The sequence below is a fragment of the Lacimonas salitolerans genome, assembly GCF_042677865.1.
GTDB lineage: Bacteria > Pseudomonadota > Alphaproteobacteria > Rhodobacterales > Rhodobacteraceae > Lutimaribacter > Lutimaribacter salitolerans.
Window position 1 is genome coordinate 18,574 of sequence record NZ_JBHUDD010000146.1, and the last position, 9,795, is coordinate 28,368.

Below are 9,795 nucleotides of genomic sequence, written 5' to 3' on the forward strand. Positions count from 1 at the left end.
CAGGCTCCGGTTCATTCGGTCAAATCCAGCTCGTCCCGGTGCACGTCGCGAATGCTGATGGGCGTGTCCTGCGCCTTGGCCAGCGACCACCGGATGCGCGTCGCATAGTCGATTGCACGGGCGGATAAAACGATTTGTTTGGCGCTGCGCGGGCGCAACCGGCCTTTTTCAAGGTAAACGCTTGGCTCCAGACGCATTTCGGCGCGTGCGTCATGGCGAAACACCCACAGCTCGCCCGATTTCAGCGCCAGGCTGATGGCCGCGCCGCCCATGTCCAGCGTCGCATCCACCTCGGGGTGCAGGTGAAACCGGATATCAAAGGGAAGACCCTGCAACCGCCCGGCATCCAGCGCCTTGTCGAACCGCGCCTTGGACGCATCGTCCAGCGCCACCAGCAGATCCTCGCCCGCCATGCCACGCCCGTCGGATGTCAGTTCCAGCGTGCGGGCATGGGTCAGGCCGTGGGTGCGCGCATAACCGTCATGCCCGCCCTGAAACCGAAACCCGTCGCTGGCCTGCGTGATCTCGACCGGCACGTTGCCCGGCGCCTCGGTCAGCCACTCGCCCCGCTGCCCGCCGCTGCCAAGCCGCGCGCTGGAATAGCCCGAGATCGACAGTGTCGAATGGCTGGCCGTGGCCCGTCCGGCACGCCGCCATTCCAGCCCGAAACTGGCACCCGATCCGCAGCTCACCACCACCGGCCTCCGCCCCGATGTCAGCTCGAACGCCAGGGTCGAGGCATGGGCGTCGCTGGAGGCCGCGCCCTTGGGCGGGGCAGCGGCGTCAATGATCAGGCTGGTGCGCCCGGCACTCAGCCGCGCGAATCCCATCGACAGCCCACCCGGCGTGCGGCGCTTGACCCCGCTTGAGGCCAGCGCCGCATCCAGCCGCCCGTCCAGCCCGCGACCACCGCCATGAAACCGCGCCAGCCCGCCATCGGCGTGGCGCAGGGTGCGCAGGGTGGGCGCGATCCGGTCGATCGCGGCGCGCAACTCGGGTTGGACCGGGCGCCCCGAGTCTTCCAGGGCGGCGGCAGCCCAGGTCAGCAGCGTGAACACCTCAAGCAGTTCTTCGGGATTGCGGGTGGGGATGCCGCCCTGATCGTCCACCTGTCTGCGGCACTCACGCTCCAGCGCGCGGGTTGCAGGGGTGACGTGCCGCTCCATCCCCTGCAAGGCCAGCCCGGCATAGATCATGCCGGTCAGCGCCTCGAACCGGGGCAGGCCGGGGCTTGTGGCGGGCCAGCGCCGCGATAGGAATATCGCCTGTTGCGCAAGGCTGCGGTAAAATGCGTCCGAGGCCGTCTTGTCCTGCCCGCGCAACACGAACAGCGCATGATGGATCCAGCGGATCACCCGCCGCCCGGTCAGGTCGGGCGTCCATCCCGGTCCGTGCCCGGCCCCGAACCGATCGATCCAGCCCCAAAGCCACTCTTGCGCGCGTGCCCGCGCGGGGGCATCGCCCACTGCCGCCAGATCATCCAGCCAGCCAAACCCCTGCAATTCCGCATCGAACACTGGTGCGGGCGAGGGCACGTCCCACATCCCCTGTGTACCGCCCTCGACCAGATAGCCCGCGAACAGGTAATTCCCGGCCACCAGTTGCCGCCCTTTGGCGAAACTGCCCACGGTGCGCGGCTCGGGCGAGCTGACAAAGCCTGTGGCCGGGCGGACGCGCGTCGACAGCCGCGCATGAACGCGGTGCATCATGCGCGTCCATCGCGCCTGCAGTCCATCGGGATGTGCCATCGCTCTGCCTCTCGCATCCGCTCTGACGGCGGTTGCGGGGCATTTTACCCTGCGCGGGCCAGCTTGTCACCGACGGATTGCCCTGCGACGCTTCCGGGTCGCGACCATTCAGCGCCGGCGAGGCGAGGTTACAGGACCGCCGCCAGTCTTGTGCCCTGATCTATTGCGCGCTTGGCGTCCAGTTCAGCGGCCACATCCGCACCGCCGATGACGTGACAGGGGATGCCCTCGGCCTCCAGCGCATCGGCCAGCGTGCGTTCCGGCACCTGCCCTGCGCACAACACCACGGTATCCACAGCGATCAGCGTTGGCCGCTCGCGTGCCTCGCCAAAGCTGACATGCAGGCCTTCGGCGTCGATGCGTTCGTAGTTCACGCCGCCCAGCATCTCGACGCCTTTCATCCGCAGCGCCACGCGGTGAATCCAGCCTGTGGTCTTGCCCAAACCCTTGCCCAATGCCTTGGCCTTGCGTTGCAGCAGCGTAACCTGCCGGGCCGGTACATGAGGCTGCGGGCCTTGTGCCGCCAGCCCACCGCGCGCCTGTTCAGGATCGGTCACGCCCCATTCGCGCATCCATTCCGGCAGGTCGGTGGTGGTCGAATGATCGGTGGTCAGAAATTCGGCCACGTCGAACCCGATTCCACCCGCGCCGATGATGGCCGCGCGCGCGCCCACCTGCGCCCGTCCCGCCAGCACGTCGATATAGGACAGCACGTTCGGCCCGTCCTGCCCCGGAATGCCCGGATCGCGCGGCACGACGCCGGTGGCGATGATCACCTCGTCGAACCCGGCCAGATCGGTCAGTCCCGCCTCGACGCCCAGCTGTACCGTGATACCCGCATCGGCCACCATCGTGGCGAACCAGTCGACCAGCCCGTGAAACTCTTCCTTGCCCGGAATGACGCGGGCCATGTTGAGCTGCCCGCCCAGCCGGTCGGACTTGTCGAACAGGGTCACGCTATGGCCGCGCTCTGCCGCAGTCAGGGCCGCCGACAACCCCGCCGGCCCCGCTCCCACGACGGCCACGCGTTTTGCCATACTGGCGCGTTCGATCACGATCTCGGTCTCGAAACACGCGCGCGGGTTCACGAGGCAGGAGCTGATCTTGCCACTGAACGTGTGATCCAGACAGGCCTGATTGCAGGCAATGCAGGGCGCGATGGTATCGGCCCGGCCCGCGCGGGCCTTGGCCACGAAATGCGCATCCGCCAACATCGGGCGCGCCATGCTGACCATATCGGCGCAGCCGTCCGCCAGCACCTGCTCGGCCACCTCGGGCGTGTTGATCCGGTTCGAGGTGATGACAGGGATGCCCACCTTGCCCATCAGCTTTTTCGTGACCCAGGCAAAGGCCGCGCGCGGCACGGATGTGGCGATGGTGGGCACCCGCGCCTCGTGCCAGCCGATGCCGGTGTTGATGATGGTGGCACCCGCCGCCTCGACCTCCTGCGCAAGCTGCACCACCTCGTCAAAGGTCGAGCCATCGGGCACCAGATCGATCATCGACAGCCGGTAGATGATGATGAAGTCATCCCCGGCCGCCGCGCGGGCACGTTTGACCGCCTCGATCGCCACGCGCATCCGGTTTTCGTAACTGCCGCCCCAGTCATCCGTGCGCTTGTTGGTGTGGGTCACCAGGAACTGGTTGATGAAATACCCCTCCGATCCCATCACCTCGACCCCGTCATAGCCAGCCTCGCGGGCACGGGCGGCGGCTGTGGCGATGTCGTTCAGTTGCTTCTGTATGCCCGCCTCGTCCAGTTCCCTGGGCGGAAAGGGCGAGATCGGCGATTTGACTCCGCTGGCGCTGACGCATTCCGGGCTGTAGGCATAGCGCCCGGCATGCAGGATCTGCATCGCGATCTTGCCACCCGCATCATGCACCCGGTCGGTGACGATGCGATGATTGGCGATGTCATCGGGCGTGAACAGCCCCGCCGCGCCCGGAAACACGCCGCCCTCGCGGTTGGGGGCCATGCCACCGGTCACCATCAGCCCCACCTCGCCCCGCGCGCGCTCGGCATAGAATTCCGCGACGCGGTTCCAGTCTTTCGTCTCTTCCAGCCCGGTGTGCATCGAGCCCATCAGCACGCGGTTCTTCAGCGTGGTGAAGCCCAGGTCGAGCGGTGACAGCAGGTGTGGGTATTCCGTCATGGCGTGCCTCCCTATTTGGCAGGCATTGAAAGCCAGCCCGCCCGCCCTGTCACGCGCAACGCCGCGTCAGGCGCAGGCAGACTTTTTCAAAAAGTCTGCACACAAATCCACATTGGATTTGTACCGGCTCTGGCTTCGGATGCAGCGGTCACCTTGGCGCCGCTACATCGTTTCCACGCAATGCCGCCGGAACGCGCGTTTGAGCATGTCCAACTCTTCGCGCAGCAGGTCCAGTTCGGCGCGGATGTCATCGCCCATGGCGTCGCCTGCCAGCACGGCGAAGCTTTCCAGCGTGGCCCCGGTGTCGGGATCGCTGATCACGAATGTCGTCACCCCGTCCGACAGCAGGTGCGCAGGCACCGGCACCCGCACGACCCAGTGGCCCTGTTCGCGATCCTCGGTGACCTCGACCCCGTCGATGGGTGCACCCAGATGCGTGACGGCTATGGCAGGTTGGCTCTTGCCGCCATCGGCCATGGTCAGCACGCCCTCCCACACCCCTTCGAACAGGCGCGTCTTGGTCAGCTTCAAGGTGGTCATGGCATCGCTCCGTTACAGTTCCGCGCGCGGTCGGCGGCTGAAGGTCAGATCGCGTATCGTGACCTGGTTCATCTCGGGGCCTTCGAAAATAAGATCCAGCCACGCGCGCTCAACCCGCTTTTCGTTCAGCTTGGTGTAGGCCAGATCGAATTCCACCATCACCTCTTCCTCGTTCAGGGGCAGTTCGCGCACGATCTGTTCGGTGTTGGGGCCATGCTTGATATTCAGCCGGGCAAAGATCTCCAGCGGTTTTTCCATCTCGACGATCGTGTCGATCCGGATCAGGTGCCGCCGCTTGAGCCCTTCGGTGGCCGCAGGCGGCAGCGCAACCACCAGCGACAGGTACGAGCCGTCGAACCGGAACACGTCCATGCGCAGGCCATAGGGGGCCAGATCGGCCTCGCGCCTGTTGCGCAGCTGGCGCAGGGTCAGTTCCGAAAAGTCGCAGTCATGAAACAGCGTCACCTCGTCGCCCAGCACCGATTTGCTGCGGGCCGAGGCGATGCCGGGCACCGGCAAGGGGCCGCGCCACAGTTCGGGTCGCCAGGACCAGTCGGCATTGGCTGGCTTGCGAAAGGTGGACGAACCGATCAGCGGCAGCGCCATGCGGTTTTCCGCCTTGTAGATCAGTTGGTCCAGATGGTGCCGCAACTGCCGCGCGCGGCTGCGCTGCACCCGCAAAAGCCCCAGGTCGGTGGCATCCGCCGCCTTTGCTGCCGACGCCCAGCGCCGCAGCGACGCGCGATACAAGATCGTTCTGATTAGCCGTCCGGCCATGGCTGCCCCATCTGTCGCACTCTGAAAAACTCTATGAGTCGCAGGAATAAAGAAAAAGGGTTAGGGAAACAAAAGGCCCAAAAGACCGCGCGAGGGTTGCCGCCGTGCCGCGTCTGGCATGTCTGGGGTCGGGGCCGCGTCCTGCGCCGTGCGGCGTTGCATCAGCGGGCTGTGGTCGCGGATCTCTTTGGCCAGCGCCTCCAGCAAACGTTCACCCTCGGGGCCGGATACGGTGCTGCCCGGCGCGCCATACAGCGCCAGCCCAACCAGCCGGTCGTTGATCACCATCGCCCCGCGCCAGTGTTTGCGGTCGCCCCGCGCCCCCGGCAGGGCGCCGTCATCGCCCTCGACCTGCACGATGCTCAGCCCTTCACCGTTCGTCGCGATCAGGGCCACGCCCTGCGGCACCGCACCGGACAACAGATCTGCCTGCGGCTGCTCGCGCCCTTCGCGGGGGTTGGAAACCGTCACGGTGATCACCGCAGGCTCAACCGACACGGTGCTCAGCCGGCCGGTCAGGGATTCGCAACTGGCGATCAGGGCAAATTCACCCGAGGCACGGCTGGTGATGCTGGAGTCGTCGATGCAATAGCCCGCAGGCGGCACCACGATCACTGCGCCGTCGCCCATTGTCACTTGACGCGCAACGGGCACGGCACGCCCACCTTCACCTGCGGTCTGGCCGCCCGTCGTGTCCAGACACGCAGCCAGCGCGAAGACCGCGCACAGACAGGCAGCGATGCGCGCGGGAACGCGCATGCCCCGCCCCCTGACCCTAGAGGTCCATGTAGACATGAGACTCGGCCTCGCCCCCGGGATGGGTGACGGCGCCCTTGTAGGTCTCGCCCACAAGCTGCGCGTATTTCCACAGCGCGCCCGAGGTATAGATCGTCTTGCGCGGGCCTTTCCAGTCGGCCTTGCGCGCGGCGAGATCGTCGTCGCTCAAATCAACCGACAAGGCCCCGCTGACTGCGTCGATGGTGATCATGTCGCCGTTTTTCAGCAGGGCAATCGGCCCGCCATGCGCTGCCTCGGGGCCGACGTGACCCACGCAGAACCCGCGCGTCGCACCCGAGAAACGCCCGTCGGTGATCAATGCCACCTTCTTGCCCATGCCCTGACCGGACAGAGCGGCGGTGGTGGCCAGCATCTCACGCATGCCAGGCCCGCCTGCGGGGCCTTCGTTGCGGATCACGATGACCTCGCCCTCTTGATATTCGCGCGACTTGACGGCGGCAAAGGCGTCTTCCTCGCATTCGAACACCCGCGCAGGGCCGGTAAAGCGCTGATGCTCCTCGGAAATCCCGGCCACCTTCACGATGGCCCCCTGCGGAGCAAGATTGCCCTTCAGGCCGACGACGCCGCCGGTTTTCGTGATCGGCGTCTCGATGGGATAGATCACCTTGCCATCGGCCTCGCGCTCGATCAGGTCCAGTTCCTCGCCGATGGCGCGGCCCGTGGCGGTCATGCAGTCCTCGTGGATCAGGCCCGCCTTGCGCAGCTCTTTCATCACCACCGGCACGCCGCCCGCGTCATACAGATCCTTGGCCACGTAATCGCCGCCCGGTTTCAGGTTCACGAAATAGGGTGTGTCGCGGAAAATCTCGCAGACATCTTCAAGGAAAAACTCGATCCCCGCCTCGTGGGCGATGGCGGGCAGGTGCAGCCCGGCATTGGTGGACCCACCTGTGCAGGCCACCACGCGCGCGGCGTTTTCCAGCGACTTGCGGGTGACCACATCGCGGGCGCGGATGTTTTTCGCCAGCAGGTCCATCACCGCCCGGCCCGACGCCTCGGCATACTGATCGCGCGATTCATAAGGGGCGGGCATGCCCGAGCTGTTCATCAGCGCCAGACCGATCGCCTCGGACACACAGGCCATGGTGTTCGCGGTGAACTGCCCGCCACAGGCCCCCGCCGACGGGCAGGCCACACGTTCCAGAGCGTCCAGCGCCTTGTCGGACATCTGGTTGTTCTGGTGCCAGCCAACGGCCTCGAACATGTCCTGCACGGTCAGGTCGCGGCTGCGGAAGGATTCGGGGATTTCCGAGATCTGCGGCGCCTTGCCCGGCAGGATCGACCCGCCATAGATGAACACCGATGGCACGTTCAGCCGCACCATCGCCATCATCATGCCCGGCAGCGACTTGTCGCAACCCGCCAGACCCACGATGGCGTCATAGCAATGCCCGCGCATCGTCAGCTCGACCGTATCTGCAATCGCCTCGCGGCTGGCCAGAGATGATCGCATTCCCTCGTGACCCATCGCGATGCCATCGGTCACGGTGATGGTTGTGAACTCGCGCGGTGTGCCATGCGCTTCTTTCACGCCGCCCTTGACCGCCTGCGCCTGACGGCTCAGCGCGATGTTGCAGGGCGCGGCCTCGTTCCAGCAGGTGGCGACACCGACCAGAGGCTGGTGGATCTCGGCCTCGGTCATGCCCATGGCATAGTAATAGGACCGATGCGGCGCGCGCTCGGGGCCTTCTGTCACATAGCGGCTGGGCAGCTTGGACTTGTCGAATTTCGTCATGGCGACCTCCCGGGAAACAATGTTGCGTTCAGGGAATAATCAACGCCCCTGAAAGTCACAAGGCGAAACGCGCACGACAGATCAGGCGCGAAAGCCCAGCCAGCGGAAAAGCAGCCACAGCCCGCCGCCGATCGCCACCATTCCGGCCGTGACGATCCAGAACGCAGACGCCAGATCGGCCCCCGGCAGACCGCCCACATTCATGCCCAGCATGCCTGACAGCAGGCCCAGCGGCAGAAACACCGCCGCCACGACAGACAGCAGCAACATCTGGCGGTTCATCGCCTCGGCGCGCTGATCCATCAAGTGGTCCTGCACCACCTGCGCACGGTCGCGCAAAGCGTCCAGATCCTCGCCCAGCCGCGCCACCCGCTCGGCCGCCTCGCGCAGGCGGGTGCGGTCCCGGGCGCGCAACCACGCCAGATCCTCGATCTCGAAGGTGCTCAGCGCGTCGCGCTGCGGCAGCATGTAGCGGCGCAGGATGATGGCCTGACGCCGCAGGTCCAACAGGCGGCGGCGCATCTGCGTGCCAGACATGGCCTCAAGATCGGTTTCCAGATCATCCACCGCCTCGTTGATCGCGGCCACCGCCGGATCGGCCCTGTCTGCCAGCCGCAGCGCCAGCCGCGCGGCAAAGTCACCGGGGCTCTGCGGCCCCTGCCCACGCCGCGCGGCGGCCAACACATCGCCCACGGCATACAACGGGCGCAGCCAGACGCCGACGACGCGGCGCTCTTCAAGCCACAGGCGCACGCTGACCATATCCTCGGGGTCGGCACCGGGGTTCAGGTTGACGCCGCGCAGCAACAGCAACACGCCATCGCCGTGCACGGTGCAGCGCGGGCGCGTGTCCTGCGCGGTCAGGGCATGCACGACCACCTCGTCCAGCCCCAGCGCCGCCAGCCGCGTTGCAGTTTCACCGGCATCACGGCGCAGATGCATCCAGTCAAAACCCGCATCAGGAACATCGGCGGGGTCCGGCGGATCCTCCACGCCGCCCTGGCCATCGAAACGCAGGGACAGCCAGTCAGGCAGATCGGTGTGTAGGGAATCGATGCTCATGCCCGGCACAGTGCCCCGCACACCCGGCCCATGCCACCCCACGTTACGATTGACAGGTGCGCGCCCCTCCCGGCACCATTTCGATATGGAGGCACCGGCCATGAAAGACACCAGCTTCGGCCCGCGCGGCAAGGAGCTCTTTACCTCTGACGAGATCCGCCCGCTTGCGGCACGATCCGACCTGTGGGGCGCGTGGCTGGTGCTGCACGCCTGGGCGGTGATCGCGGGCGCGCTGGCGCTTTTCGCGGTCTGGCCCAATCCGTTGACCTTTGTTCTGGCGGTCGTGCTGATCGGGTCACGCCAACTGGGTCTGGCGATCCTGATGCACGAGGCCGCGCATATGGCGCTGTTCAGATCGCGCCGCCTGAACGAGTTTGCGGGCGAGTGGCTGTGCGGGCGGCCCATCCTGGCCGATCTGTTCGAATATCGCCGCTATCACCTTAAACATCATCGTTACACGCAGACCGAACAGGACCCCGACCTGCGCCTGTCAAAACCGTTTCCGACCACGCCCGCCTCGCTGCGGCGCAAGCTGATCCGCGACATCACCGGGCAGACCGGGTTCAAGCAACGCAGCCAGCAGATCATGTTCGCCTTCAAGATGGCCGGAGAGGTCGAAGGCGCGCCCACCTCGCAAGAGCTGTCACAGGCCTTCAATGGTCCCGAGCTTGGCCGCGCCCTGCTGGCCAACCTGGTGATCTTTGCCGTGATGTGGGCGGTGGGCGCGTGGTGGTGGTGGCTGACCTTCTGGGCCTTGCCGTTGCTGACGTGGTTCCAGCTTGTGCTGCGCATCCGCAACATCGCCGAACACGGCGCGGTCGAGTTTTCCGACAATCCCCTGCGCAATGTGCGCACCACCCGCGCCGGGCCGCTGATGCGGCTGCTGGTGGCCCCCTATTGGGCAGGGGAATCGCTTTTGGGCCGATCGGTGTGTTTGAGCGCGCTTGCGTCTGAGCCTGAGTTGGATTCTGTAATGTTGGGT

8 protein-coding genes are annotated in these 9,795 nt (G+C 66.1%); 1 reads left to right on the plus strand and 7 read right to left on the minus strand.

Features of this window, described 5'->3' with window-relative positions; genetic code table 11:
* Positions 1–11 precede the first annotated feature (11 nt).
* The 7 genes from ACFTOW_RS15830 to ACFTOW_RS15860 form a co-directional block, all read right to left on the minus strand.
* Positions 12–1,748, minus strand: coding sequence for a heparinase II/III family protein (locus ACFTOW_RS15830; protein WP_379917438.1), 1,737 nt, complete (start codon positions 1,746–1,748; stop codon positions 12–14).
* A 128-nt stretch (positions 1,749–1,876) separates the two neighbouring features.
* The gene (locus ACFTOW_RS15835; RefSeq protein WP_379917440.1) at positions 1,877–3,901 is read right to left on the minus strand and encodes an FAD-dependent oxidoreductase; all 2,025 of its coding nucleotides are present in this window, start codon (positions 3,899–3,901) and stop codon (positions 1,877–1,879) included.
* A gap of 162 nt (positions 3,902–4,063) precedes the next feature.
* Positions 4,064–4,441, minus strand: coding sequence for a hypothetical protein (locus ACFTOW_RS15840; RefSeq protein WP_379917442.1), 378 nt, complete (start codon positions 4,439–4,441; stop codon positions 4,064–4,066).
* Between the two features lie 12 nt (positions 4,442–4,453).
* Positions 4,454–5,218 carry a DUF6478 family protein gene (locus ACFTOW_RS15845; protein WP_379917444.1) on the minus strand — a complete coding sequence of 255 codons (765 nt, stop codon included), beginning with the start codon at positions 5,216–5,218 and terminating at the stop codon, positions 4,454–4,456.
* 60 nt (positions 5,219–5,278) lie between these two features.
* Positions 5,279–5,977 (minus strand): hypothetical protein, encoded by a 699-nt coding sequence (locus tag ACFTOW_RS15850; RefSeq protein WP_379917447.1) that lies wholly within the window; start codon positions 5,975–5,977, stop codon positions 5,279–5,281.
* A 16-nt stretch (positions 5,978–5,993) separates the two neighbouring features.
* Positions 5,994–7,751 (minus strand): dihydroxy-acid dehydratase, encoded by a 1,758-nt coding sequence (gene ilvD, locus ACFTOW_RS15855; RefSeq protein WP_379917449.1) that lies wholly within the window; start codon positions 7,749–7,751, stop codon positions 5,994–5,996.
* Between the two features lie 81 nt (positions 7,752–7,832).
* Positions 7,833–8,813, minus strand: coding sequence for a zinc transporter ZntB (locus ACFTOW_RS15860; RefSeq protein ID WP_379917451.1), 981 nt, complete (start codon positions 8,811–8,813; stop codon positions 7,833–7,835).
* A 100-nt stretch (positions 8,814–8,913) separates the two neighbouring features.
* On the opposite strand from ACFTOW_RS15860, the gene ACFTOW_RS15865 reads away from it, so the two are divergent.
* The coding region (locus ACFTOW_RS15865) for a fatty acid desaturase family protein (RefSeq protein ID WP_379917453.1) at positions 8,914–9,795 on the plus strand (882 nt) is incomplete at its 3' end.